The sequence below is a fragment of the Chryseobacterium sp. WX genome (assembly GCF_029542485.1).
GTDB classification, from domain to species: Bacteria; Bacteroidota; Bacteroidia; order Flavobacteriales; family Weeksellaceae; genus Chryseobacterium; species Chryseobacterium cucumeris.
Map to the genome: position 1 here is coordinate 4,217,271 of NZ_CP120710.1, position 25,054 is coordinate 4,242,324.

General features: G+C 37.2%; 22 protein-coding genes. 3 read left to right on the forward strand and 19 right to left on the reverse strand.

Translation table 11 applies throughout. The features are described from left to right. Nucleotides 1–74 precede the first annotated feature (74 nt). Entirely contained in the window at nt 75–3,791 is a 3,717-nt protein-coding gene (locus PZ898_RS19115; RefSeq protein WP_277693972.1) for a metallophosphoesterase, read from the reverse strand. 26 nt (nt 3,792–3,817) lie between these two features. On the opposite strand from PZ898_RS19115, the gene PZ898_RS19120 reads away from it, so the two are divergent. Genes PZ898_RS19120 through PZ898_RS19130 form a run of 3 tightly spaced genes read left to right on the forward strand, consistent with a single transcriptional unit; the run spans nt 3,818 to nt 6,480 of the window. Beyond that, on the forward strand, nt 3,818–4,993 hold the full coding sequence (locus tag PZ898_RS19120) for a Pycsar system effector family protein (RefSeq protein ID WP_277693973.1): 1,176 nt from the start codon (nt 3,818–3,820) through the stop codon (nt 4,991–4,993). Between the two features lie 50 nt (nt 4,994–5,043). Next, a complete protein-coding gene (locus tag PZ898_RS19125; protein ID WP_277693974.1) occupies nt 5,044–5,934 on the forward strand; it encodes a bestrophin family ion channel in 891 nt (296 codons plus the stop codon). 27 nt (nt 5,935–5,961) lie between these two features. Next, nucleotides 5,962–6,480 (forward strand): hypothetical protein, encoded by a 519-nt coding sequence (locus PZ898_RS19130; RefSeq protein WP_277693975.1) that lies wholly within the window; start codon nt 5,962–5,964, stop codon nt 6,478–6,480. Nucleotides 6,481–6,506: 26 nt separating this feature from the next. Here the strand turns inward: PZ898_RS19130 and PZ898_RS19135 are convergent, their stop codons facing one another. From PZ898_RS19135 to PZ898_RS19220, 18 genes are all read right to left on the reverse strand, one after another. Next, nucleotides 6,507–8,819, reverse strand: coding sequence for a GAF domain-containing protein (locus PZ898_RS19135; protein WP_277693976.1), 2,313 nt, complete (start codon nt 8,817–8,819; stop codon nt 6,507–6,509). Between the two features lie 263 nt (nt 8,820–9,082). Continuing rightward, nucleotides 9,083–10,462: an NADH-quinone oxidoreductase subunit N gene (locus PZ898_RS19140; protein WP_216445386.1), complete on the reverse strand. Its 1,380-nt coding sequence runs from the start codon at nt 10,460–10,462 to the stop codon at nt 9,083–9,085. A gap of 16 nt (nt 10,463–10,478) precedes the next feature. After that, complete coding sequence (locus PZ898_RS19145; RefSeq protein ID WP_277693977.1) at nt 10,479–11,972, reverse strand: NADH-quinone oxidoreductase subunit M; 1,494 nt, start codon at nt 11,970–11,972, stop codon at nt 10,479–10,481. Nucleotides 11,973–11,974: 2 nt separating this feature from the next. Next, nucleotides 11,975–13,888: an NADH-quinone oxidoreductase subunit L gene (gene nuoL / locus PZ898_RS19150; protein WP_120233372.1), complete on the reverse strand. Its 1,914-nt coding sequence runs from the start codon at nt 13,886–13,888 to the stop codon at nt 11,975–11,977. A gap of 2 nt (nt 13,889–13,890) precedes the next feature. Continuing rightward, nucleotides 13,891–14,220, reverse strand: a complete 330-nt coding sequence (nuoK, locus tag PZ898_RS19155) for an NADH-quinone oxidoreductase subunit NuoK (RefSeq protein WP_002983557.1) — start codon at nt 14,218–14,220, stop codon at nt 13,891–13,893. A gap of 4 nt (nt 14,221–14,224) precedes the next feature. Further along, nucleotides 14,225–14,722, reverse strand: coding sequence for an NADH-quinone oxidoreductase subunit J (locus tag PZ898_RS19160; RefSeq protein WP_202843683.1), 498 nt, complete (start codon nt 14,720–14,722; stop codon nt 14,225–14,227). Next, nucleotides 14,722–15,279, reverse strand: coding sequence for an NADH-quinone oxidoreductase subunit I (locus PZ898_RS19165; RefSeq protein WP_040996950.1), 558 nt, complete (start codon nt 15,277–15,279; stop codon nt 14,722–14,724). Before PZ898_RS19165 ends, PZ898_RS19160 begins: the two co-directional genes overlap by 1 nt. Before the next feature lie 124 nt (nt 15,280–15,403). Then, nucleotides 15,404–16,468: an NADH-quinone oxidoreductase subunit NuoH gene (nuoH, locus tag PZ898_RS19170; protein WP_062675588.1), complete on the reverse strand. Its 1,065-nt coding sequence runs from the start codon at nt 16,466–16,468 to the stop codon at nt 15,404–15,406. Nucleotides 16,469–16,557: 89 nt separating this feature from the next. After that, a complete protein-coding gene (locus PZ898_RS19175; protein WP_062675587.1) occupies nt 16,558–17,556 on the reverse strand; it encodes a 2Fe-2S iron-sulfur cluster-binding protein in 999 nt (332 codons plus the stop codon). A 41-nt stretch (nt 17,557–17,597) separates the two neighbouring features. Next, complete coding sequence (locus PZ898_RS19180) at nt 17,598–18,509, reverse strand: hypothetical protein (protein WP_117753116.1); 912 nt, start codon at nt 18,507–18,509, stop codon at nt 17,598–17,600. A gap of 7 nt (nt 18,510–18,516) precedes the next feature. Then, nucleotides 18,517–19,875, reverse strand: coding sequence for an NADH-quinone oxidoreductase subunit NuoF (nuoF, locus tag PZ898_RS19185; protein WP_277693978.1), 1,359 nt, complete (start codon nt 19,873–19,875; stop codon nt 18,517–18,519). 107 nt (nt 19,876–19,982) lie between these two features. Continuing rightward, nucleotides 19,983–20,492 carry an NAD(P)H-dependent oxidoreductase subunit E gene (locus PZ898_RS19190; protein WP_062675585.1) on the reverse strand — a complete coding sequence of 170 codons (510 nt, stop codon included), beginning with the start codon at nt 20,490–20,492 and terminating at the stop codon, nt 19,983–19,985. A 104-nt stretch (nt 20,493–20,596) separates the two neighbouring features. After that, a complete protein-coding gene (gene nuoD / locus PZ898_RS19195) occupies nt 20,597–21,820 on the reverse strand; it encodes an NADH dehydrogenase (quinone) subunit D (RefSeq protein WP_002983543.1) in 1,224 nt (407 codons plus the stop codon). Nucleotides 21,821–21,895: 75 nt separating this feature from the next. After that, nucleotides 21,896–22,390 carry an NADH-quinone oxidoreductase subunit C gene (locus PZ898_RS19200; protein ID WP_062675584.1) on the reverse strand — a complete coding sequence of 165 codons (495 nt, stop codon included), beginning with the start codon at nt 22,388–22,390 and terminating at the stop codon, nt 21,896–21,898. A 6-nt stretch (nt 22,391–22,396) separates the two neighbouring features. Beyond that, complete coding sequence (locus PZ898_RS19205) at nt 22,397–22,957, reverse strand: NADH-quinone oxidoreductase subunit B (RefSeq protein WP_002983540.1); 561 nt, start codon at nt 22,955–22,957, stop codon at nt 22,397–22,399. Nucleotides 22,958–23,051: 94 nt separating this feature from the next. Continuing rightward, nucleotides 23,052–23,423, reverse strand: coding sequence for an NADH-quinone oxidoreductase subunit A (locus PZ898_RS19210; RefSeq protein WP_034693436.1), 372 nt, complete (start codon nt 23,421–23,423; stop codon nt 23,052–23,054). Nucleotides 23,424–23,696: 273 nt separating this feature from the next. Beyond that, nucleotides 23,697–23,873 carry a hypothetical protein gene (locus tag PZ898_RS19215; RefSeq protein WP_167348785.1) on the reverse strand — a complete coding sequence of 59 codons (177 nt, stop codon included), beginning with the start codon at nt 23,871–23,873 and terminating at the stop codon, nt 23,697–23,699. Between the two features lie 51 nt (nt 23,874–23,924). After that, nucleotides 23,925–25,052 carry a GNAT family N-acetyltransferase gene (locus PZ898_RS19220; RefSeq protein WP_277693979.1) on the reverse strand — a complete coding sequence of 376 codons (1,128 nt, stop codon included), beginning with the start codon at nt 25,050–25,052 and terminating at the stop codon, nt 23,925–23,927. Nucleotides 25,053–25,054: the final 2 nt, after the last annotated feature.

A 25,054-nucleotide genomic window follows, 5' to 3' on the forward strand; every position in this document is an offset into this window, starting at 1 on the left:
ACAGTGTTTTATGTTGAGTGTTGGATTGCAGTACCTGTTAGAAAATGAGAATTGTTTTTTTTAAATTTATCAGATTAAAATTTCATTCCCACTCCGGCAGAAATTCTTCCACCATCTGAGCCATAGAAATAATTCAACCTCGCAGACATCATTTCCACAATACTCAGCCATACTCCGGCACCGGCAGACTGATGCCATTTTCTAGAGTTTTCATTGTCATTCCATACACGGCCAATATCATATCCGATAAGAATTCCCATGTTCGCAGGAACAATATTATTTCTTACCCGTCCAAAATCCCATCGGATTTCTGAGTTATTGGTAAAATAGGATCTTCCTGAGAATCTTTCATTTCTGAAGGCTCTCATTCCATTATTACCTCCGATAGCTGCAGCCTGATAAAATTCAAAATTATTATTATTAATCCACATCACATTACTGGAATTAGCGAACACAAATGTTCCCTTTTTATCAATCCTGTGGTCAATGGCAAGCTTTCCTTTTACGGTTACGAAATTCTTATTAAAATCAGAAAGTGTTGCTTTCCAGTCTGCATTCAGCATAAATTCCAGTCCAAGAGTAGGGAAGGCTCCATTATCTGCATTTTTATAGCCAAAGGTATAATTGGCTCCCACAAACTGCTGGCTGTTAAATACACCAGGTCTGACATCCGGTGACTGATTGATGAAACGGTCAGCTTTTCTCTGTACTTTATTATCTTCAAAAGTCAGTTGAAACTGATGGCTGAGGTTCATCCAGCTCTTTTGAGAAATAGAGGGAGCGAAGTTAAACTTAGATATTCTGGCTCTGTTGTATTCTCGTTCTGTATCCTCCTTATCATATTCGCTTTCATTGGAAAGTCCAAAGAAGTTTTGAGAGAACCTCGGAGTTGTATAAAATGCATCAAGATTGATATCCCAACCTGAGATTGCCTTTTTAAATACCCCTTTGTAAGTCAGGCTAAATCCTGCAGTTGCTGTATAAAAATTAGCTTTTAAACTGTGTCTTTGAGTAAATGGATCACGGATAAAATTATTCACCGTATAATTAGCTAAAACTCCTACAATGACACCATCATCCGGGTTGTAATCCAGGTTTGGGTATCCTGCAACGGAATTATATTTGGGGTGCTTATAATTATAGCTGTTGATGTCATAATCATCCGTAATGTTTTTGGTTGCATTTCCGGAATTGTAAGTGTTTTTCTGAGATTTAAAATCATAGATTTTCACTTTTCTTCCATCCGCAACGTTATAGGTATCATGGTTATATCCGCCAATCAGTCTGATATTCATTTTAGGACTTCCGCTTCCTGTTACTACATAAGTATCATCATCTTCAAGTCCGTAGATCCATAATTCTTTTGTTTTCGAATCATGATACGTCTTTTCAAAAACAAGTTCATTCTGGTCTTTATTTTTACCAAGCTTGTATTGCTGTACCATCACAGAATGTCCGTTTTTGGTGATGACAAACTTATCAGGGTTTACCGTTCCTGCCAAAGGAACTTTTTTCAGCAATACATCATAGTATTGAGCTGCATAGCTTTGTAGTTTTGTTTTTCTTATTTTCAGTTTTCTCTGGATTTCAGCAATGGTGTCATCCTGCACTTCTTTCGGGAGGTTATGGAAAGCATCATCAATATCCGCATCCGTAAGATGTTCCTGAATATATTTTGCCTGGGTTTCCCATTCATTCTGATCTGAACCTTTTAAGAATACAAGATCCATCGGATAAGGTTCCATAGCAAGCCACTTTACACTGCTGATGTCTTCTGTAAAGGTTTTCATATGACGGATAGCAGGAACATTCATAATGATTTTAAAGGCTGCTCCATCATATTTACTGAATGCCTGATCTCTGTCTTTTGGAATGGGTTTATAAATCACTTTATCACCCTCTTCATATTGTGCCCATTTCCATTGGTCTGAATGTCTGTCCCAGTCTCCGATAAGCATATCAAATAACCTTGCTCTGATATAAGATTCTCTGTCAACAGAATATTTATTACTCTTGCTGAGGTTTTTTAATACATCATCGGTAGAAACAATATCTTTTGCATTATCAAGATAAGCCAATGTTTTAGGATCTGAAGAAAAACGTTCTTCAATCATATACATTTCATCCCCGTAATTTTCGTTATATCTATCCAAAGCGCGTTGTTTAGGAATGTAGTACAGTTTTGGATTACTGTGGAAAATACCCAGTTTTTCAGACATATTCCCAATGGTAAACGGTGTAAATGGATGATTGGTGGTATAAAAGTCAAGTAAGAATTTTTCAGGATACGTATCTGCAAGTTCTTCTCCCAGTGTACTTTTCTGGAAAGCCATATTATTTAAGAAACGGATCGCACTTTTTTTCACGCCGCGCATCACGAATTCCTGTCCGTCTGCAGACTTCAATCGCAAACTGTTGGACTGGTTTCCTCCACCTTCTCTGAAAGGAATGTATCCTCCGTTCAATTCTGAAAGATTAGCCGTCGGAGCTTCAATGGGAATTCCGTAATATCTTCTGTAATGATCCCCCCAAAGCCAACGGTAAAACTTTCTTTTTTCGGTAAGCGGTACCGGGTAAATAGTTGAAGAGAATGTTGCAGGAAAAGAATTTGGGAAATTATTGACAAACACATCCGGTTTGGAAATCACGGAAATATGAGTCAGTTTTTGAAGCTGAGCATCTTTAGTAGAAAAATACTCTACATCTGTGCTTTCATCTTTTCTGAAATTTAAAACCGCAAAGCCACTGCCCCCGTAGGAAAAGTCTGTTTTTTCTACAATGGTAGAAGGATCTGTTTTAGAACCTGCTCCACTAATGATCTGTCTTAAATTTCCATCTTCGTGATATTGCAGATTATGGTCATGACCGGATACGAAAATAATGTTTTCCTTATCCTGAACAATACTTTTCAATCGGTTGGCCAGATCTGCATAATGTTGATTATTAATGTCTTCAGGACTTGCGCCTGAGGAACTCCTTAATATATTGACGACACTTGCCACTACAGGAACAGGAACTTTACTCTTTAAAGGAAAGAGATGAGATTTTGCAGAGTTAAATCCTGCATGTGTTCCGCTGCTGATAATGGGATGGTGTAGGGCAACAATGATTTTTTTTCCCTGATTTTTAATGATCAGATCTTTAAACTCTGTGAAAAAATCTTCACGGGTTTTGATATTACAGTTTTTGTTGATTCCAGGATAATTGTCCCAGTTGGCGATCACCCATTCCGAATCAATAGCAATAAGTTTGATATCTTTAGAAATGTTGATGTCATCAATAGGACAGCCATTTTTAGGAAGGAATGCTTTTTTATCATCAAGATATTTTTTAACCAGCCCTTCCTGGGTATTCAATCCTTCCAGTCCACTGTACCAGTCATGATTTCCCGGAATCACAAGAGTTTTTCCTTTAAAATCTTTGGTAATGGAGAGTTGGTTTTCCAGTTTTTGTTTCGCTGTGGCGTAATCTTTATCTGTTTCTTTAGGCATCCCATTGGGGTAGATATTATCGCCCAGAAAGACCAGCATAGAGTTACTGTTGGCAGAATCCAGCTTACTTTTCAGTAAATTAAGTGTTTTTTGTGCCTGAGGTTCATCTGAGTTTCCTGCATCTCCAATCAGAAAGAGTTTAAAATCATTTTCTGATTTTATTTCGGAATCTTTTACTTCAAATAAGTTTTTGCCCTTTTGCACGTTATAGGTAGCACAGGAATAAAGGGCTCCTGCGGACATTACCGTTCGAAGAACAATAGAAGTATTTTTTAGATGAGTTTTAAAGGATAAATTCATAAATTTACATTAACAAAATTTCAGGGATGAGCATTTTACAAAAAGCTAAAAATTATGTTGAAATCTTATTCAAAGATAAGTTATCTTCAGTATATTTTTATCATAATTTTATCCATACTGCCTATACAGTTAATAAGGCTGAGGAAATCATGAAAAACACTCCTGTTTCTGAAGAGGATCAGGAGAAGGTACTCGTTGCATTATGGTTTCATGATACAGGGTATATAGAATGTGCGCTGAACCATGAGGAAAGAAGTGTAGAGGTCATGAAAGCCTTTTTACACGGGCAAAACTATCCTGAAAACTATATTGCAGATGTTGAAAAACTGATTCTGGCAACGAAAATACATTACGAACCTCAGAATTTACTTGAAAAAATTGTAAAGGATGCAGATTTCAGCCATTTTGCAGGGCATGATTACAGTGATATTTCTGATGCTTTGAGAAAAGAATGGGAACTTACCAATGTAAGATGTTTTTCCAATGAAGAATGGAATGCCGGAAATCTGGACATGCTGAAAAATAAGCATACTTTTTATACGGATTATGCTAAAGAAAACTGGGAACCGCTGAAAAAGAAAAATATTAAAAAAATCGAGAAGAAGCTGGAAAAAGAAGAGGAGAAAAAAGAAAATAAAAAGGAGGTTTCGGAAGGTAAAAAAGAAAAGGAAAAATCAGACAGAAGTGTAGATACCCTATTCAGAGTTACACTGAACAATCATACAAGATTAAGTGATATTGCAGACAGTAAAGCCAATATTCTTTTATCGGTAAATGCCATTATTATTTCAGTTTGTCTTTCTGTATTGGTACCGAAGCTGGATGCTCCTAAAAATTCACATCTGATTCTTCCAAGTTTCATATTATTGTTATCAAGCGTATTGACGATCATATTTGCGATTCTGTCCACAAAACCGAATGTCACAAAATCAACTTTTACCTCTGAGGATATCGCCAACAGAAAAGTAAACCTGCTGTTCTTTGGGAACTTTCAGCAGATGTTGTTTGACGATTATAACAATGCCATGAAAGACCTCATTAAGGATAGGGATTATATCTATGATTCTATGGTGAAAGATCTGTATTACCTGGGGAAAGTTCTTAACAGGAAATACAAGCTTTTATCCATTACCTATAAGATCTTTATGGCAGGAATTATTATTTCCGTTTTGTCTTTCGGGGCGGCTTTTCTTAGTCTTTAATTAATAAACATACACAAATGATCGTCAGACAGCGTACGAATTGGCTGAAAATGTTATTTATATGGAGAGGCTCCGTATTAAAGAAAATTATTGTTCAGCTTTTCATCATCACGCTGTTTTCTTTGGCGATCTATTTTTTCAAAGGGAGAATCTTTGATTATAAAGTGCATCTTAATCCTACTATTTTTACATTGATAGGACTGGCACTTGCCATATTTATGGGTTTCTGTAACTCTGCAAGCTATGACCGTTTCTGGGAAGGCCGGAAACTTTGGGGATTACTTGTGATTGAAACAAGATCATTAACAAGGCAGATTTTATTCTTAGTAAATGATTCTTCTCCAGAAGCTAAAGAGGAAAAAGAGAGAATGATCAAACTGATTTCTGCATTTTCCTGGTCACTGAACTTTCAGTTGAGAGATAAATCCGGGACAGAGCATCTTGAGAGATTGCTTTCGCCCGAACAACTGCAACAGGTGAAGAATAAAAAATTCATTCCCAATATTATTTTAGGCTTTATTGCAGATTGGCTCAACGAACAGAATAAAAAAGGAAATATAGACACTATTGTCATGACTTCCATGGACCATCAGCTGAACCAGTTTTCTACTATTTCCGGTGGATGTGAGAGAATTTATAATACTCCATTACCTTTTGCTTACAGTGTTTTGCTGCATCGTACCGTGTATCTATATTGTTTCTGGCTTCCTTTCGGGCTGGTAGATACTTTGGGATGGATGATGCCTTTAATCGTTTTATTGATCAGCTACACCTTTATTGCTCTTGATGCTATTATTCAGGAGATTGGAGAACCTTTTGGTGAAGAGGAAAATGATCTTGCTTTAAACAGCATCTGCCGTACGATTGAGTTTTCTATTTTTGAGCAGGCAGGAATTCCTCAAGGGGAATTGAAGAAGCCGGATACTTATTTTGTGGATTAAAATAGACCATCAATTGGTTGATTGCTAATGAAGAAAATTATTTTGATGCTGATTTTATTATCTTTCCTTTTGGGTTGTGGATCAAGGAAGGTTTCATTAGTTCATTATATATCGACATTAGAGCATATAAAAATACTTCCACCTACCCCAGAAGAAAGAAAAACAATTGATTCATTAAAATCTGTGGCTTTGGCAACATTGGAAAAGTGTCAGCAAGAAAATGGTAATTGTATTGATGATATAGAAAGATTTGGACCTACTGAGGCTGCTTTTAAAGGGGGAATAAACAATTTCCGAAAAATTTTATTTGAAAATTTTAAGGTGCAGACGAATGCAGAGAAAGGAGAAAACAGGCTTCGCGTAACAGTAGGAAAAGAAAATACGATTGAAAAAATTGATTTTCTAAGCTATACCGATGATGCTTCCAGGAAAGAAATTGAACGTTTATTTCAGTCAAACGAACTCAATAACTGGTATTCTGCTAAAATCTATAGATATCCAGTAAAGCAAGAGTTTGAAATCAGTATTTCTATTGAAGAAAATTGATAAGTCAGATGTCTATTCCGGAATTTTTATTCCTGCGGAAGTGTAAATGATACTCTCAATGCCAGTAATCCCGTAATTCCCTGAAGGTCTTCTACTCTTAAAAATTCTATATCATTTTGTAAAACTCCTTTTTTCTGCAGTTTGGAAATGTAGTCAAGGTATTCTTTCTGGTTTTCCATGCCGAAATAAACGATGGTGATCTTTCCGGGAGCAGTGATGCGTTCTGAAGAATCTTTCACATGGGCTTTGTCCAGACGTTTTTTGATAATCTCATAATAGGAGTTGTAAGCTCCATCTACATCAAAGCGTTTTTCATCCATTCTGAAACGGATGTCTATTTTTTCATTATAGACGAAAATCAGTGAAGCAATATCAAGTGGTACCGGAAGATACTTTTTGAACGACTGAAATTCAAGCTCCATTTTACAGATGGTTTTCAGCTGCCAGTATCTCAGTTTGTGAACTACTTTCGAAGTATAGTGCAGCTCAGGAGCGATGGTAGAACCAATATATAGATTATGCTCTACGCCATCAGACTTAAATCTTTCATAATAATGCGGGAAAATTTCCTGTGCTTTTACTTGGCTTTCGTCCAGCATATCTGCCAGTTTTCGGTTGACCAGCGTGATAGAGTCATCAAGGTTTTTCCTGTGGTGATAAAACAGATCCGTAGAAGTAAAGATGTGTGAAAAATAGTCTTTGATTTTTGTTTTTATTTCTCTGGAGGTTCTTACTTCCAGTTTTCCCTGTAAAAAAGGATGAATTTCTTCCCTTAATAATCTCTGAAAACGTTGTTCCGTATCAGCTTTGATCTCATTGTTGATCTCATTCTCAAAAACATCCAGTGCCAGTACAAATTTTTCCGAATCGGAATTGGTGAGTGTCAAAACTTCATTCAGCCATTCAATTTGTTGATTAAGATCCTGCAGCATCAGATTAAAACGTTTTTCAGAAGAAGAACGGATATCTGAAACCCCAAACAAAGGTGTCAGATTTTTGAATGCAATCTGTTTTAAAGTATAAATTTTCTTTCCAAGCGATGCTGTAAAATATTTCTCAGCTTCATTTCTGAACTTCCATACCACACTGTCATGGATGGTTGTATACTCGCGCTGAATAATGGCTTCTATCTGATAGTTTTTCTCAAAGTAAAACCTGTTCAGAGAGAAGAGAACCATATCAGTGAAAAACTCCAGTTTTTTAAGCTTTAAGCCATTGAAACTTCCGGCAATAGGAGAGGTGAATTCCATGATTGCAAGAAGCTCACCATCTTTCATGATAGGAATTACCATGAAGCTGTTCACATTATTATCCTTTAAAATACTGAAGGAAGGAAGCAGCTTGACATTTTCGTCCAGGTTGTTTACATTGGAGACAACTACAGGCTTTGAATTATGATTTAAATTATTGAAGGTACTCTTACGGGTTTCTTCATCAAATGCATTGATCCAGAAATCCAGGATATGATTCGTAAGAAGACTCTCATAAATCGGGAGTTTATCCAGCTTCTGTTCCTTTTTATTGAAAGTCATCAGTCCGAAGCTCAATTCCGGAACATCAAAGTAAGATTTGAAAATTTCCGTAAGATTTTCGTTGGGATTCATATTTTCCGGATCAATTTCAATCATGCTTGATTTCAGATCGGAAAGGGCGACTTCAGAGGTACAGTCTACCAGTGAAATAATCGTAAATCCTTTTAATACCCACGATTGAGAAGGGAAATACTTTTTCCAGAGTTTAAAATCATCCAGATTTTCCAAAAGCATATCCAGAATATCATCAGATGGAATTTTGGCATCTTCTGTAGGAGTAATTTCCGTAAAGTCAGAATTGACCGTAATTTTATAATGTTTCATGATTCCCTGCTTATTGGGAATATCATAATAAAACGGAAGCGTACTTTTAATATCTTTTTTAAAGTAGCTTTGAAGAATCAGACAACAGCAGAACACATAAAATTCATTATCTGAAATATTTCTGAGTTCTATTTCGAAGTCTTTTCCGGCATCTTTCAGAATATCCTTAAACCTTTCGGTATAGTTGAAGGTGATATTGGAAAGCGGAATGCTTGCCGCCTTTATTTCGTTTTTGGTAAGGCCTGTTGGGAAAAGATCCGCAAGAAGCAGTCTGATCAGGTCTTCGTATTTTTCAAGAAGGGCAGTATCCTGGAAGCCTTCTCTGAGCTCTTTAAAGTTTCGTGTGCTTTCAATCAAAGACTCTGCGTAGTTCACTCTGTATTCCAGTCTGTCATTATAGCGGATATGTTCCAGAACATCCAAATATTTTTTGAATGATATATAAACCTGAAAGGGAGAGTCTTTTTTATAGAGATTAGCCAAGAGCTGAAAAATTTAAAGTAAAGTTATGAAAAAAGCAGAATATTGATCGTGTGGAATTTTTATTTTATTGTATATAATTTGCATGTGCTTTGGGAAATTCTGCAACATATTTTATAATTCCTTATTGGTTTTTTGAAAGACAGATTATAGATTTAATGATACATAAAAATTGTAACATTTTAGATGAGATATTCATTACCTTGTTAGGATAATAAAAAAGCACAACTGAAGAGTTGTGCTTTTTATATTCTAAAATTCAGATTTTATAATCCGAACATTCTTGCAAACATATCCGGGAATATACCAAGGATAACAATCAGGGCAATAACCACTACTGCAATAATGTTGTAAGTAAGGGTTACTTTTTCTGATGATTTGAATGTTGATTCTTTAAAGAAGAACATCGCAATGATCAGTCTTAGATAGTAAGCAATGGATAGGGCAGAACCTAACACAGCTACCAGTACTAAGAATGCAGCACCATTCATCGCCTGGGAGAATAAAGCAAATTTCCCCATGAAACCAGCTGTTAACGGAACTCCTGCCATTGAAAGCATTGAGATCGTTGCTGCTGTTGCCAATAAAGGTTCTGTTTTTGCCAATCCTTTGAAAGCTCCGAAAGACGTTTCTCTTTTTAATTTCTCTACCCAGATCAGACACATGAAAACTCCTACTGTAGATAAAGAGTAAGCAAACAGATAGAAGGCAAGATTATAAGTAGAAAGACTTGTCATTCCGAAGAATACCAATCCGATATATCCTGCGTGAGATACTGAAGAGTATGCCAGCATTCTTTTTGCATTCGTCTGAGCAAGACCCATAACGTTTGCCAAAAGTAATGTAATTATTAAGAATACCCCTAAAACATTAATCCATTCGTGAGTAACCCCAGCGAAACCAAGCGTCATTAATCTGAACAGGGCAAAGAATCCTGAGATTTTTACCACACTCGCCATGAAAGCTGTGATTAATGAAGGAGAACCTGCATATACATCAGGGCTCCACATATGGAAAGGTGCTAAAGCTACCTTGAATGCCAATGCGCAAAGAATCAGTAATACACCTAAGATGAACATTACATTTCCAGCATTTGCTACTCCAAAGTCGTGGATTTTGTACAGATCAAAACTTCCTGCACTTCCATAGATGAACGCAATCCCGAACAGTAAGAAACCTGTTGCGAATGCACCCATAAGGAAATATTTAATAGAAGCTTCGTTGGATCTCAGATCAGTTTTGTTAGCTCCCGCCATTACATATAACGGAATAGAAAGGATCTCAACTCCCAGGAACATGGTCACAAGGTTCTGATATCCGAAAAGGATGATCCCTCCACATAATGCAAATAGCATCAATGCATATAATTCTGACTGGTGGCTTCTGTGGTTGCTGAAAGCAAAACCGCCCAGGAAGAATAACAATAATGTTGTTACGATTGATATTTTAGTGAATAATGCGGTATTGTCACTGTACTCATACATATGCTTGTAATGGTCGAAAAACGAACATTCCGGCATAAAACTTACGTACAATGCGATGATTAATCCCAAAATCCCAATGTATCTTGCGAATTTTCCTTGTTCAAAAACTCCTGAAAATAACGCAATAACTGCCGTTAGGAAAACAATAATTAAAACACTCATTTCTTAAAATATCAAATTAACTTACCATTGATTGGTAGATAAACTTCACCGAACTACTCACCATGTCGATTACCGGTTGTGGGAAAATACCTAGTAAAATCACAAAAACCGCTAAACTTGCCAATACAGAAAATTCTACGCCTGATAAATCTTTTGCTGTACTTAAAACGGCTTCATCTCCTTCTCCAAACATTGCTTTTCCGTAGAATCTTAATAAATACACCGCACAAAGAATTACCGTAAGACCAGCAATTACTGCTGCTGTTCCGTTAAAATCATAAACCGATTTCAACAAAATAAATTCCCCGATGAATCCATTGGTTAATGGAACTCCCATTGAACCTAATATAATGATCAGGAACAATACAGCAAACTTAGGTGCTACTTTAGCTAAACCTCCCATTTGTCTGATGTCTCTTGATTTAAATCTCTTGTATAAAATATCACAACAGTAGAATAATCCTACCACGTTGATACCGTGAGCAAATGTCTGTACCAAAGCTCCTTCAGCTCCTTCTACATTGAAAGTTCCTCTTAAAGTAACTACTGCTGAAGCGAAGATTCCCGCTACCATCAATCCTACGTGAGAGAAAGATGAATACGCAATGATTCTCTTCATATCCGTCTGGATGATCGCAATCAATGCACCATGAACAATTCCCACGATGGCAAGAATAATTACAATCTGTCCTGAAATTCCGGCAATCGGAAGCGGAGTGATTGGAAGTAAGTATCGCATTACACCATATATTGCCATCTTCAGCATGATCCCTGATAATAACATAGATCCCTGAGTAGGAGAGTAGGTATAAGTGTCAGGCTGCCATGTATGGAAAGGGAATACCGGTAATTTCACTGCAAAAGCAAAGAAAATAAACCAGAATACCACAGTCTGCTGTACTTCATTCAGCTGAGCATTATATAAATCTGTTAAAGCGAATGATGCAGAGTGGTTGTACACATAAATCAATCCGGCTAACATAAATAATGATCCCACGAAAGTATATACGAAGAATTTCGTAGTGAATTCAAACCTTTTATTCTCTTGTCCCCAAAGTCCGGCAATGAACCAAATTGGAATCAAAGTTACTTCCCAGAAAATGTAGAATAACAATCCGTCTAAAGAAGTGAATACTCCTACAAGACCAAACTGCATCAATAGAATCAGTCCGTAGAATGTATTTCTATAGTTTACATTTTCGTTGAAAGATGATAAAATAATGATTGGAGCCAGAATATTGGTCAGTAATAAAAGAAGCATGCTCATTCCATCGATACCGAAGTGAAGAGAGCTCTTCATAAATTGTGACCATGGATAATTGATCTCATGCTGCAATACGCTGTCTACTGTCGGAGTAAAATCAAAATCCGAAAGTACGTAAAACGTAAGGAGCATTTGTACCAATGCAATTCCAAGCGCCAAATATTTGCTGGAATTATTCTTCCAGGCAAAAACTAATCCCGAACCTACTAGAGGTAATAGTAATAATGTTAATAACAAACAAGACATTATTATTGTAATAAAAAGTTAACAATTAATATAATTCCCACCGCTAAAGACATGATAAGGATATATGTCTCTACATTTCCGTTCTGTACACGCTTCATAGCTTTTCCGCTGTCTTCAGCACCATCACCTACAAAGTTTACAAAACGGTCTAAGATACCCTTATCAAACATTTTTCCTCCGCGTCCTAATCCTTCAACAGTTTTTACAATCAATGCGTTGTAAAGTTCGTCAACGTATAATTTCTTAGCAGAAAGCTTTTCCCATCCGGTATAGTTTTCCTCTGCAACAGCCATCTTTTTCTTACTTACATAAGTATTTCTAACAATGAACCATACAGTGAAGAACATCAAGACTGTAGCTGCTAATAAGATCATTTCAGTATTGAAAGGTACTCCTGAAAGAGTAGCTTCCATCTGGCTGTAGCTTTGTTCCGTAAGAACCGGCTTTAACCATTCCATCAGTTTGGCATAATGCCCGTGACCGATAAAGTGTGGCAGGTTGATAAAACCTCCGATTACAGAAAGAATAGCCAATACGATCAATGGTAATGTCATATTAGACGGGCTTTCATGTAAGTGGTGTTTCTGTTCTTCAGTACCTCTGAATTCTCCGTGGAATGTCAGGTAGTATAGTCTGAACATATACGTTGCAGTCATTGCCGCTAAAACAAATAAGATTACCCAGTAAACAGGGTTTTTAGCGAAAGCTGCTACTAAAATTTCGTCTTTGGAGATCATCCCTGATAATAAAGGAAAACCTGAGATAGCTAATGTTCCGATAAGGAATGTAGCGTGGGTAAGAGGAATATATTTTTTAAGACCTCCCATGAAACGCATATCCTGTTCGTTGCTCATCGCGTGGATTACAGAACCTGCACCTAAGAATAATAACGCTTTAAAGAATGCGTGTGTCATTACGTGGAACATTGCTGTTGTATAGGCACCAAGACCTAAAGCGATGAACATAAATCCAAGCTGTGAAACAGTAGAATAAGCCAACACTTTTTTGATATCGTTTTGACGAAGTGCATAGAACCCTGCCAAAGCAGCGGTTAAGAATCCGATGAACAAAATTCCTCCCTGTACAGTTGGTGCTAAAGTAAATAAGAAGTTGGATCTTACTACCAAATAGATACCTGCTGTTACCATCGTTGCCGCGTGGATCAACGCTGATACAGGAGTTGGTCCCGCCATCGCATCCGGTAACCATGTATATAATGGAACCTGAGCTGATTTACCGGTAGCACCGATGAATAAACTCGCTGTGATAAAGATAATCACTGTTCCGTCTAATTCAAATTTTGAAGCGTTTTCTGCTACAGAAAGATAATCTACAGCATTGGTTTGAGAAGCGATCATGAAGATACCGATCAATAACGCAAGGTCACCAATTCTGTTCATGATGAAGGCTTTTCTTGCTGCTTTACCATATTCTTCGTTGGTATACCAGAATCCGATCAACAGGTAAGAACAAAGACCTACACCTTCCCATCCAATGAACAGGATAAGGTAGTTGCTTCCCATTACTAAAAGTAACATTGAGAAGATGAAAAGATTCAGGTAAGTAAAAAACTTGTAGAATCCTTTATCATGACTCATATATCCGATAGAGTATAAGTGGATCAGTGAACCGATACCCGTAATGATCATCACCATCATTAAAGAAAGCTGATCAATCTGGAATCCAAAATTAATCTGAACTCCGTTGACTCTAAACCATTCAAAAGCTTTTACAATGACAGGCTGGCTTTCAGAATTGAAATTCATGAAAAGGCTTACTGCAATACAGAAAGATCCAAAAACTACAGCAGTAGCCAGAGATCCTACCAATATTTTTGGAAGATTTTTCCCGAACAGCCCGTTAATAAGAAACCCTAAAAGTGGTAAAAGTACTATTGCATATACTAGATTCTCCATTCTTATCCTCTTAATTTATTAAATATACTCACATCTACAGAACGGGTGTTTCTATATAGCATCGCAATAATTGCCAGACCTACTGCTACTTCAGCCGCTGCTACCACCATAATGAAGAAAACTAAAAGTTGTCCGTCGCCGTTGCCTTTATATGCTGAAAAAGCTGCCAATAAAAGGTTTACAGAATTCAGCATAAGCTCTACACAGCCCAGAATCACAATAGCATTTTTTCTAAGCAATACTCCCATTACTCCCAGACAGAACAATACTGATGAAAGAATGATGAAGTAGTCCAAAGGGATGCTTTGTATAAATGTATTTACTTCTCCCATAATTTTATAAATCTTTTTTACCGATTAATACCGCGCCTACAATACCTGCCAGAATTAGGATGGAAGCAAGCTCAAACGGTAAAACATATTCATTAAACAAAAGTCTACCCAGATTTTTGGTAAGACCAACCCCTCTGTCTACATTTTCAACAACAATGTGGTGGTCCTGAATTCCTCTGAATACCCCCAAAACTCCAATTAATAAAAGACATGCCGTAAAAACTCCAACAAATTTTAAAGTATTGTTCTTCTTACTTTCGTCTTGTTTATTAAGATTAAGCATCATTAAGATATAAAGGAAAAGTACCATAATAGCACCTGCGTACACTATAATCTGGATAATTGCAAGGAACTGCGCATTGAGAAGAATGTACATCCCGGCAATTGAAAACATCGTAACAATTAATGACAAAATAGCATAAAGAGGATTTCTTGCAAATACAAAGTAAACAGCACTTGCCACTGCTAAAAACGCCACCAAGAAAAATAAAAACTGATCCATTATTTTACCGCATTTTTTTGTTTCTCGGATTGTCTTGTTGTGATATCAATCCTTTCATTTATTTTTTCAACTAATTTATCTTTTCCGTAAATGAAAGAACCTCTGTTGGTTTCCACGTCTACCAATCTGTCAGTAAGATAGATGGCAGATTTAGGACAAGCTTCTTCACACATACCGCAGAAAATACATCTTAGCATATTGATTTCATATACTGAAGCGTATTTCTCTTCTCTGTAAAGACCTTTTTCCTCTTTAGTTCTTTCAGCAGCAGTCATCGTAATGGCTTCTGCAGGACAAGCTACCGCACAAAGTCCGCAAGCTGTACATCTTTCTCTGCCTTCTTCGTCTCTTTTCAAAACGTGCTGACCTCTCCAGATAGTCGTTCTTGGTTTCTGTACTTCCGGATATGAATATACTGCGGGAGCACCCTTTATCACGGTTCTTACAGCATGCTTAAATGTAATCCCCATCCCTGTAAAGATCGCAGGAAGGTAGATTTTTTCAGCAAGGGTCATTTCTTTATTGGAAACAACTTTTGATCTGTTTGTAAGTTTCATTTAATTATAGATATTAGATGTTAGACACCAGATTTTAGACTAATCTTGTCTGTTATCTTAATTTTTAATATTCAATATTCACACAAACTTAACAAGTTTCAAAAACCTGTTAGGTTTAGATAATTTAATTTCCAAACGCTAAAATTACAGCTCCTGTAATTAATAGGTTTACCAATGCCATAGGGATTAGTGTTTTCCATCCTAAGTGCATTAGCTGGTCATATCTGAATCTTGGAAGTGTCCATCTGATCCACATGAAGATCAGAATTCCAATTACTGTTTTCGTAAGGAATGCTACGATACTTAAAATCCCTGCAGTGTTTTCACCCCAGTTCTGAGTTACCCATTCAATACCAGGATAGTTATAACCTCCGAAGAAAAGGACAACCATAAAAGCATTAGAGATAAACATGTTCACATATTCTCCGAACATATATAAACCTAACTTCATGGATGAGTACTCTGTAGAGTATCCTGTTACCAATTCAGATTCACACTCAGGTAAATCGAACGGGTGTCTGTTGGTTTCTGCCAGAGCAGCTACAAAGAAAACAAGGAATGCAATCGGCTGGTAGAAAATGTTCCAGTTCAATCCTGAAACCCAAGGAATAACGCCCCATAATTTTCCGGTTGTCTGACTTTCAGTGATTTCTTTTAAATCCAAACTTCCAGACATCATAATGATAGAAAGAAGTGCTAATCCCATCGCCAATTCATAAGAAATCATCTGAGAAGAAGCACGGATAGCACCTAGTAATGAATATTTGTTGTTCGAAGCCCAACCTCCGATCATAATTCCGTAAACCCCGATGGAAGCCATACCGATGATGAAAAGTACACCAACATCGATGTTTGCTACCTGAAGATCAAAAGAAGTACCTGCAATATTTAAACTTTTACCCCAAGGAATAACAGCTCCTGTAATCAATGAAATAAACATTACCAGCGCTGGTCCTAATACGAAAAGGAATTTTTCTGCATTGGCAGGCGTAAAGTCTTCTTTGAAGAAAAACTTTCCACCGTCAGCAAGAGGCTGCAGCAATCCAAATGGTCCGGCTCTGTTAGGACCAATTCTATCCTGCATGATAGAGGCAACTTTTCTTTCTGCCCAGGTAGAGTAGGCTGCAATCGTCAGCGATAGCAGGAAAAGTGCTAGTACAAGTATAAGTTTAAATGTAAGTAAATCCATTTTTATTTAGATATTAAGATGTCAGATGCTAGATGTCAGATTTAATTTGCTGTCTGAAGTCTGGTATCTGAAATCTGATGTCTTATTAATTATTTTTCGTCTTTTTCACTGATTTCTTTAGCCATCGGATTGTCTAAAACTCTTAGTTCGTCTTTTGGCTTTTCGTAGTGGTTCAATGAAATTACAGAATGTCTGTCGATATGTCTAGGACCTTCGATATTCCAGTCTGATAAAGATTTTCTTTCGAAACGGCATGTATCGCAGATGAATTCTTCCACTTCTCCCCACTGGTCTTTTCTGGCAGTAACTCTTACAATTTCGTCACCTTTCATCCATACTACAGCTTTTCCTGAACACTTATCACATTTGCAGGAAGCGTTCATTGGTTTTGTAAACCAAACTCTGCTGGCAAAACGGGCTGTTCTGTCTGTTAATGCCCCTACAGGACAAACATCGATAACGTTTCCGATGAAGTCATTGTCTAAAGCTTTATTTAAATACGTTGAAATCTCAGCGTGATCTCCTCTGAAAAGGATACCGTGTTCTCTTGTTTCTGTAAGCTGGTTAGCAGTCAGTACACATCTTGCGCAAAGAATACAACGGTTCATATTTAGTTTGATGTTTGGTCCAAGATCATCAGCTTCGTAAGTATTTCTTTCGAATTCTGTTCTTGTGTTTTCCACACCATGCTCATATCCTAAGTCCTGAAGATGACATTCTCCTGCCTGATCGCAGATAGGGCAGTCCAGCGGGTGGTTTACCAATAGGAATTCGGTAACCGCTTTTCTTCCTTCCTGAGCTTTCTCAGAAGTAAGATTTTTTACTTCCATACCATCCATTACATTAGTTCTACAGCTTGCTACTAATTTTGGCATAGGACGTGGGTCTGCTTCAGATCCTTTAGAAACTTCTACGAGACAAGTTCTACATCTTCCTCCACTGGTTTCCAACTTGCTGTAGTAGCACATTGCAGGAGGTACAGATTTACCACCAATTTGTCTTGCAGCTTCCAGAATAGAAGTACCAGGCAAAACTTCGGTAGTCTGTCCGTCTATAGTTATTTTGAATTTTTTAACTTCTTCGCTCATATGATATGCTTTAAGCTTTATGCGTTAAGCAATAGGCTTTGTTATTTATATTTCTTTGTATTAAATGTATATCCAATTCCTCCAAGGACCTGTCCGAAAACAAAATCCTGGCGTGCTTTGTCCGGTTTGTTATTTAATGTAGTTTTAATATCCCACATGTTGATATAACCGGCTTTTCCTTCTAATCTCAGCATCCAGTTTTTCCAGAATACAAGGTTAAGACTGGATCTGATATCGGTTCCCATCCCTGCAACGTGGAAACGGTCACTTCTTTCGTTACCAAAAAGTTTTACATTACTTTTCGGAAACATAAATCCGATTCCGGCTCCATAAGACCATACTAAATCTATATTTTTCTTATGAACAAGATTTTTGTATTTCTCAAGACCTAAGTTTTCATAGTTAAGCCCGTCTGTATGTTCGAAAGTAAGGAACTTCTCATCTGCAAGATTAACCTGCCCGTTCTGAACCATTGCTGCATATTCAGGATCTGAAATATGACCTTTGAAACCTACAGTCTGGTTCTGATCCATTACATATTTCATATGGTCTATCCCTAATACCAATGCTAAATTATCTTTAATAAAGTATCCTATTCTGAAATTATACTGTGTTACAGTAAACCAGCTCGGATCAAAATAGACAATTCCAAATTTTGTAGGTCTGTCCTGTGCTTTTACATTATTCAGTTGAAAATCGTATCCGTTTCCGGTAAAGTGGATGTCAGAATTGCTGTAAGCTGCTCTGTTCCAACCATAAAATACGAAAACCTGACCTTTTTTGCTCAATGGTAAAGGTTTTTCCTTTCTCTCAGCTTTAATCTGCTCTTTCTCACTCACTAAATATGACAAATCCTCTTCAACAGATCTGTTATAATTTGCAGTATCAGTTTTCTTATTTTGTGCAAATACAAAATTCGACATCATTAAGCCGACCACCAATAATTTTTTCATCTTTTACTTATGCGTTCTTTTCAACAGCCGGGATAGGGTCAGCATAATGTGCCAATCCATAATTTTGTGTCTGAGACAACTCTGGGTTTTTTACGTGCCACTCAAATTCATCTCTGAAGTGACGGATCGCTGCTGCAACCGGCCAAGCTGCGGCATCACCCAACGGACAAATCGTATTTCCTTCGATTTTTCTCTGGATATCCCAAAGCAGATCGATATCTTCCATTTTTCCTTCTCCTTTCTCGATTTTCTTTAAAATCTTGTACATCCATCCCGTTCCTTCACGGCAAGGCGTACATTGTCCACAGCTTTCGTGATTGTAGAATCTCGCCAATGTCATGGTGTGTTCTACAATACACTGGTCTTCATCCAAAACGATGAAACCTCCTGAACCCATCATGGTTCCGGTAGCGAAACCACCATCTGCCAATGATTCATAGTTCATATATCTGGGCTCTCCATTCACGGTTCTCAGCAATAGGTTTGCAGGAACAATCGGAACAGAACTTCCTCCAGGAATACAAGCCTTTAATTTTTTACCATCCTTAATACCACCGCAATATTCCTCAGAATAGATGAATTCCTCTACGGTGATCGTCATATCGATTTCGTATACACCCGGTTTGTTGATGTTTCCACAAGCAGAAATCAGTTTCGTACCTGTAGATCTTCCCACCCCGATTTTAGCATACTCAGCACCTGTAATATCAATGATCGGAACTACTGCCGCAATGGATTCAACGTTGTTTACCACTGTTGGTCTTTCCCAAAGACCTTTTACAGCCGGGAATGGTGGTTTTAATCTCGGGTTACCTCTTTTTCCTTCAAGGGACTCAAGCAATGCTGTTTCTTCACCGCAGATGTATGCTCCACCACCTCTCTGTACATAGATTTCAAGATCGAAACCGGTTCCTAAAATATTTTTACCTAAAAATCCTGCTGCTTTAGCTTCTTCAATAGCTTCTTCAAGGATATCCGGAATCCACGAATATTCTCCACGGATGTAGATATAAGAAGTATTGGATCCTAAACAGTAAGAAGAAATTAGCATTCCCTCAATCAATAAATGAGGAAGGAACTCCATCAGATATCTGTCCTTGAATGTTCCAGGTTCAGATTCATCCGCATTCACAACAAGGTGTCTTGGAATACCTTCAGGCTTGGCCAGAAAGCTCCATTTCATTCCTGTTGGGAATCCAGCTCCACCACGACCTCTTAGTCCTGAAGCTTTTACTTCTTCAAGAATTTCGTCCGGAGTCATCTTCAAGGCTTTTTCAGCTGCTGTATAACCTCCCTGTTTACGGTAAGTCTCAAAGTAGCGGATACCTTCTATATGTGCGTCTTTAAGTAAAAGTTTTTTACTCATTGTTTATTATGCTTTTCGCTATTGGCCATTGGCTTCTAGCTTTTTATAATTATTAAAGAAAATAACTGAATAATTTAAAATCTAAAATGTAGAATTTAAAATTTCTATTAGTCTAAAGCAACTTGTCCCTGTCTGCAAAGATCAAGGATTTCATCTACTTTTTCTATCGTTAAATTTTCATGAAAGAATTTCCCTAGCTGCATCATGGGTGCGTATCCGCATGCTCCAAGACATTCAGCTGGTTTTAAAGTAAACATACCGTCTTCAGTAGTTTCTCCATCCTTAATGTTCAGTTTGGTTCTGATATGATCCAGAATTTTTTCGCTTCCACAAACCATACAAGGTCCTGTTCTGCAAACTTCCAGCACATATTTACCTACTGGCTTCATATTAAACATGGTATAGAAAGTAGCCACTTCATATACTTCGATCGGTTGGATACTTAATAGTCCGGCAACATAATCCATCACAGGAACATCTAACCATCCTCCGAATTCTTTCTGTGCCAAGTGAAGTACAGGAAGAAGAGCAGATTTTTGTCTTCCTTCAGGATATCTTGCGATAATTTTGTGTACCTGTGCTAAACTTTCCGGTTTAAAAGCTATTGTTTCGCTCATTTTTTATCTAAGATTTCAGATGCCAGATTTCAGACATCAGATTTTAAATTTATATATAAAGCGAAGAGTCTAACATCTGAAATCTGATGTCTGACATCTTCTTTTTATGCGTCTAATTCTCCCGCAATAATATTCATACTACACATCGTTACAATGGCATCTGAAATTACAGAACCTGTAATCATTTCAGGGTATGCCTGATAGTAGATGAAGCATGGTCTTCTGAAGTGAAGTCTGTAAGGGCTTCTTCCTCCGTCACTCACAAGATAGAAACCTAATTCTCCGTTTCCACCTTCTACAGCATGGTAAACTTCTCCTTTTGGTACATCGGTTTCTCCCATTACGATTTTGAAATGGTAGATCAATGCTTCCATTTTCTGATATACATCTGCCTTTTCAGGAAGATAGAAATCAGGGACATCCGCATGGAATGGCCCTTCCGGAAGATTTTCGTATGCTTGTTTGATAATTTTGATTGATTCCCAGACTTCCTGTTGACGAACCATGAAACGGTCGTAAGTATCTCCTGAAGTTCCTACCGGAATAATGAAGTCGAAATCCTGATATGAAGAATAAGGCTGCGCAACTCGTACATCGTAATCTACACCTGCTGCACGTAAGTTAGGACCTGTGAAACCGTAGCTTAAAGCTCTTTCGGCAGAAATAGCTCCTGTACCGATGGTTCTGTCCATGAAAATTCTGTTTCTTTCTAATAAAGTACAGAATTCTTTGAATCTTGGTGGGAAAGTTTTTAAGAAATCCTTGATCAGCTCATGGAATTTAGGAGTGAAATCTCTTTCAAAACCTCCGATTCTTCCCATATTGGTTGTCATTCTGGCTCCGCAGATTTGCTCATACATATCATAAATACGTTCTCTTTCGATGAACATATAAGTAAGACCTGTAATAGCTCCTGAGTCCATTCCGGTTACCCCGTTACAGATCAGGTGGTCACCGATTCTGGCAAGCTCCATCAGGATAACACGCATATAGTCTACACGTTTTGGAACTTCTACGCCAATCAGTTTTTCTACTGTCATGTGCCAGCCTAAGTTATTGATGGGTGCAGAACAGTAATTCATACGGTCCGTAAGGGTAGTGATCTGAGAATAGTTTCTTCTTTCAGAAATTTTCTCAAATGCTCTGTGGATATATCCTACGGTTTGCTCTGCGTGAAGGATTCTTTCTCCGTCCATCGTTAAGATATTCTGGAAAATCCCGTGCGTAGCAGGGTGGGTAGGTCCCAGATTCAGGGTGTATAATTGTCCGTCAATCTGTTCCTTACTTTCGTACTGGTTTAGTATATTAGATAATGAGTTATCTTTCATAATTTAAATGCTTTAGGCTATAGGCTCTAGGCTTTAAGCTTATTGCTTGCTGCTTACTGCTTATTGCATTATTTTTTATCTTCCGAACATGCTATCGTTCTTGTCGGTTCTTGTACCGTCTTCAAGGCGATATTCCTTCAACATTGGGTGGTATCCAAGATCTTCCATATTTAAAATAGGTCTGAGATCCGGGTGTCCTTTAAATTTAATCCCATAGAAATCATACGTTTCTCTTTCCATCCAGTTAGCTCCTGCAAATAGCTCTACAAGAGAGTCTACTTCAATATTTTCTCTGGACATAAAGATTTTCAGACGTAATCTGAAATTGGCCATCATATTGTGCAAATGGTATACAACACCAATTTCCTTTTCAGGGAATTCAGGATAATGAATACCACAGATATCCGTAAGGAAATTAAATTCCAGTGATGAATCTTTCAGATAGTGAATGATTTTCTTAATATCTTCTTTCTTCACTTCAATAGTCAACATTCCATAAGGTTCTGAGCTTGAAATGACAGATTCCGGAAATTCTCTTGTGATTGCTTCTAATACAAATTCGTTTGTCATTTCCGTTTAGTTGCTTATGTTGTAAGAATCTAATAATTTCTGATATTCAGGCATGTCTCTTCTTCTGATGCTTTCGCTTTCTGCAAGAGCCTGTACCTGCATTACACCTTCAATGATCTGTTCAGGTCTTGGAGGACATCCGGGAACGTAAACGTCTACCGGAATAATCTTGTCAATTCCCTGAAGTACAGAATACGTATCAAAAATACCACCGCTGGAAGCACAAGCTCCAACTGCTACCACCCATTTCGGCTCAGCCATCTGAGTGTACACTTCTTTCAGGACAGGTCCTAATTTCTTTGATATAGTTCCGCAAACCATCAGCATATCTGCCTGTCTTGGAGAGAAAGAGTTTCTTTCCATACCAAATCTTGAAGCATCATATGTCGGGTTCAGGGTAGCCATAAACTCGATACCACAACAAGAGGTTGCAAAGGGTAACGGCCAAAGTGAAAACTTTCTTGCCATCCCGATTACACTGCTCAGTTTTGTTGCGAAAAACCCTTCTCCTTCATAGCCTTCGGGAGCAGGTGCATCTGTTCTTATTACTGGTTTTTTATCTGACATTTTCTTTTGTTGATATTTAAAGATTAAAACGTTTATAAATTTAATCATCTCTGTTTTTAAATGATTAAATTATTCAATCTTTTAATGTTAAAATTTATTTATCCCAATCCAGTGCGCCTCGTTTCCAGACATAGAAAAACGCTACGAAGAAGATCGCAACGAATGTAAGCACGGCAAGGAAACCTTCCATACCGAATTCTCTGAAGTTTACAGCGTAAGGATAAAAGAATACGATTTCAATATCGAATAGTACGAACAATACCGCAGTCAGGAAGTACTTGATAGAAAACGGTGTTCTGGCGTTTCCTTCTACAGGAACCCCACATTCCCAGCTTTGGTTTTTTACAGAGTTTCCTTTTTTCTGCTGTGGACCTAAGAAATGTGCTCCAAGCAAAGAAACCGCTACAAATCCTACTGCTACACCAGCCTGGATAAGGATTGGAATATAACTTTCAGGTAAATTCATTTTTGCATTATTATCTCAATTTGCAAATTTAGCGAATAAACAAGAAAGCATGAAATTTATCAGCTTAAAAGTCGGATTAAAATGAGTTAAACCGGTAATTTAGAATCAATAAAAATTAGCTTTTTGTGATTATTTTTTTGTGGTGTTTTTCCCCTTTTTTTGTAGTAACTCTGGAAAAATTGCATCCCATCATGTATATCGTGGATATTTTGAATTTATTTATTGAGGAATAAAAACAAGTGATTAAATGACCCATTGGGCTATGGTTATCGTTTATTTTTTCATTTTTTTCAAAAGAGTATAGGCCATAAAGGAAATATATCCAAAAAGAATACTGGCAAAAAGAATATTGATTACCGTATTGGTTTTGTCATCGGGTGACTGAAAAAAAATGTTATAACCGATAAATCCGGCAATTAAAATAGCAAATATGATAAGCTGTGGTTTCATAAAGTTCAAAATTTGGGTAGTGAGTTTACGTTTTACAAAATGCAGTATCAATTAGTTGACTTCCATTGAATATGTTCTCCTTCTTTTGTGATTCACCGGATTGTAATCCTGCCACAACAGCTGAATACTTTTGTTTTCTTCGAGTTCCGGGTTGGTTTCAAGGTACTTTACTCCTTTTTTTCTGAAAATATCCCAGATTTCTTTAAAAATAATAGAAGTTACTCCTCTTCTCTGATAATCCGGATGAATTCCGATCAGGTAGAAGTTCGCTCTGTCATTTTTCTTTCCTGCTTGTAAGAAATGCCACCAGCCAAAAGGAAGTAGTTTTCCACCGGACTTCTGCAGAGCTTTGGAATAAGAAGGCATTGTAATAGCAAAGGAGATCAGATTATTGTGTTCATCAGCAATACAAACAATGAAATCTTTATCAATAAGTTTGAAATATTTCTCTTTATAGGTTTTACGCTGTTCATCAGAAATCGGAGTGTATGTAGAAAGATGTTTGTAAGTCTCATCCAGAAGATCAAACATAGGATCTACATACTGAATAATCTCTTCTTTTGTTTTGAATTTTAAAACTTTTAGCTTGTATTTTTCAGAAATAAGCTGATTGAATTTATGAATTTTGTCCGGTAATGTTTCGGGGAAGATTATTTCAAACTCTACCCATTCCTTTTCTTTAGTCAATCCCAGGTTCTCAAGATGCCTTGGATAGTACTCGTTATTATAAATTCCGATCATCGTCGCCAGCTGGTCAAAACCTTTGATCAGCATTCCTGCTTTATCAAGATTGGTGAAGCCCATTGGGCCTTCAATTTTGTCAATATTTTTTTCTTTGGCATAATCAACCGCTTTTTGAATCAATGCTTTTGAAACTTCAGCATCATCAATAAAGTCGATCCATCCAAAGCGTACTTTTTTAATGCCTAACTCTCTCTCTTCTTTGTGATTGATCAAAACAGCAATTCTTCCTACAATCTTATTATTCTTATAAGCCAGAAACTGTTTGGCTTCTGAATATTGAAGCGCAGGATTTTCATTTGCATTCCAAATGTTGATTTCGTCATTGATAAAGGACGGAACATAGTAGGGATTGTTTTTATACAAATCCATTGGAAACCTTACGAATTGCTTGAGCTGACCCGCTGTTTTTACTTCAATAATTGAAACTGTAGACATGT

Bases quoted from the DNA above. Each gene is read 5' to 3' on its own strand.
- PZ898_RS19115 (WP_277693972.1), bottom strand. From the start codon at position 3,791: ATGAATTTATCCTTTAAAACTCATCTAAAAAATACTTCTATTGTTCTT.
- PZ898_RS19120 (WP_277693973.1), top strand. From the start codon at position 3,818: ATGAGCATTTTACAAAAAGCTAAAAATTATGTTGAAATCTTATTCAAA.
- PZ898_RS19125 (WP_277693974.1), top strand. From the start codon at position 5,044: ATGTTATTTATATGGAGAGGCTCCGTATTAAAGAAAATTATTGTTCAG.
- PZ898_RS19130 (WP_277693975.1), top strand. From the start codon at position 5,962: ATGAAGAAAATTATTTTGATGCTGATTTTATTATCTTTCCTTTTGGGT.
- PZ898_RS19140 (WP_216445386.1), bottom strand. From the start codon at position 10,462: ATGAGTGTTTTAATTATTGTTTTCCTAACGGCAGTTATTGCGTTATTT.
- PZ898_RS19145 (WP_277693977.1), bottom strand. From the start codon at position 11,972: ATGTCTTGTTTGTTATTAACATTATTACTATTACCTCTAGTAGGTTCG.
- nuoL (WP_120233372.1), bottom strand. From the start codon at position 13,888: ATGGAGAATCTAGTATATGCAATAGTACTTTTACCACTTTTAGGGTTT.
- nuoK (WP_002983557.1), bottom strand. From the start codon at position 14,220: ATGGGAGAAGTAAATACATTTATACAAAGCATCCCTTTGGACTACTTC.
- PZ898_RS19160 (WP_202843683.1), bottom strand. From the start codon at position 14,722: ATGGATCAGTTTTTATTTTTCTTGGTGGCGTTTTTAGCAGTGGCAAGT.
- PZ898_RS19165 (WP_040996950.1), bottom strand. From the start codon at position 15,279: ATGAAACTTACAAACAGATCAAAAGTTGTTTCCAATAAAGAAATGACC.
- nuoH (WP_062675588.1), bottom strand. From the start codon at position 16,468: ATGGATTTACTTACATTTAAACTTATACTTGTACTAGCACTTTTCCTG.
- PZ898_RS19175 (WP_062675587.1), bottom strand. From the start codon at position 17,556: ATGAGCGAAGAAGTTAAAAAATTCAAAATAACTATAGACGGACAGACT.
- PZ898_RS19180 (WP_117753116.1), bottom strand. From the start codon at position 18,509: ATGAAAAAATTATTGGTGGTCGGCTTAATGATGTCGAATTTTGTATTT.
- nuoF (WP_277693978.1), bottom strand. From the start codon at position 19,875: ATGAGTAAAAAACTTTTACTTAAAGACGCACATATAGAAGGTATCCGC.
- PZ898_RS19190 (WP_062675585.1), bottom strand. From the start codon at position 20,492: ATGAGCGAAACAATAGCTTTTAAACCGGAAAGTTTAGCACAGGTACAC.
- nuoD (WP_002983543.1), bottom strand. From the start codon at position 21,820: ATGAAAGATAACTCATTATCTAATATACTAAACCAGTACGAAAGTAAG.
- PZ898_RS19200 (WP_062675584.1), bottom strand. From the start codon at position 22,390: ATGACAAACGAATTTGTATTAGAAGCAATCACAAGAGAATTTCCGGAA.
- PZ898_RS19205 (WP_002983540.1), bottom strand. From the start codon at position 22,957: ATGTCAGATAAAAAACCAGTAATAAGAACAGATGCACCTGCTCCCGAA.
- PZ898_RS19210 (WP_034693436.1), bottom strand. From the start codon at position 23,423: ATGAATTTACCTGAAAGTTATATTCCAATCCTTATCCAGGCTGGTGTA.
- PZ898_RS19215 (WP_167348785.1), bottom strand. From the start codon at position 23,873: ATGAAACCACAGCTTATCATATTTGCTATTTTAATTGCCGGATTTATC.
- PZ898_RS19220 (WP_277693979.1), bottom strand. From the start codon at position 25,052: ATGTCTACAGTTTCAATTATTGAAGTAAAAACAGCGGGTCAGCTCAAG.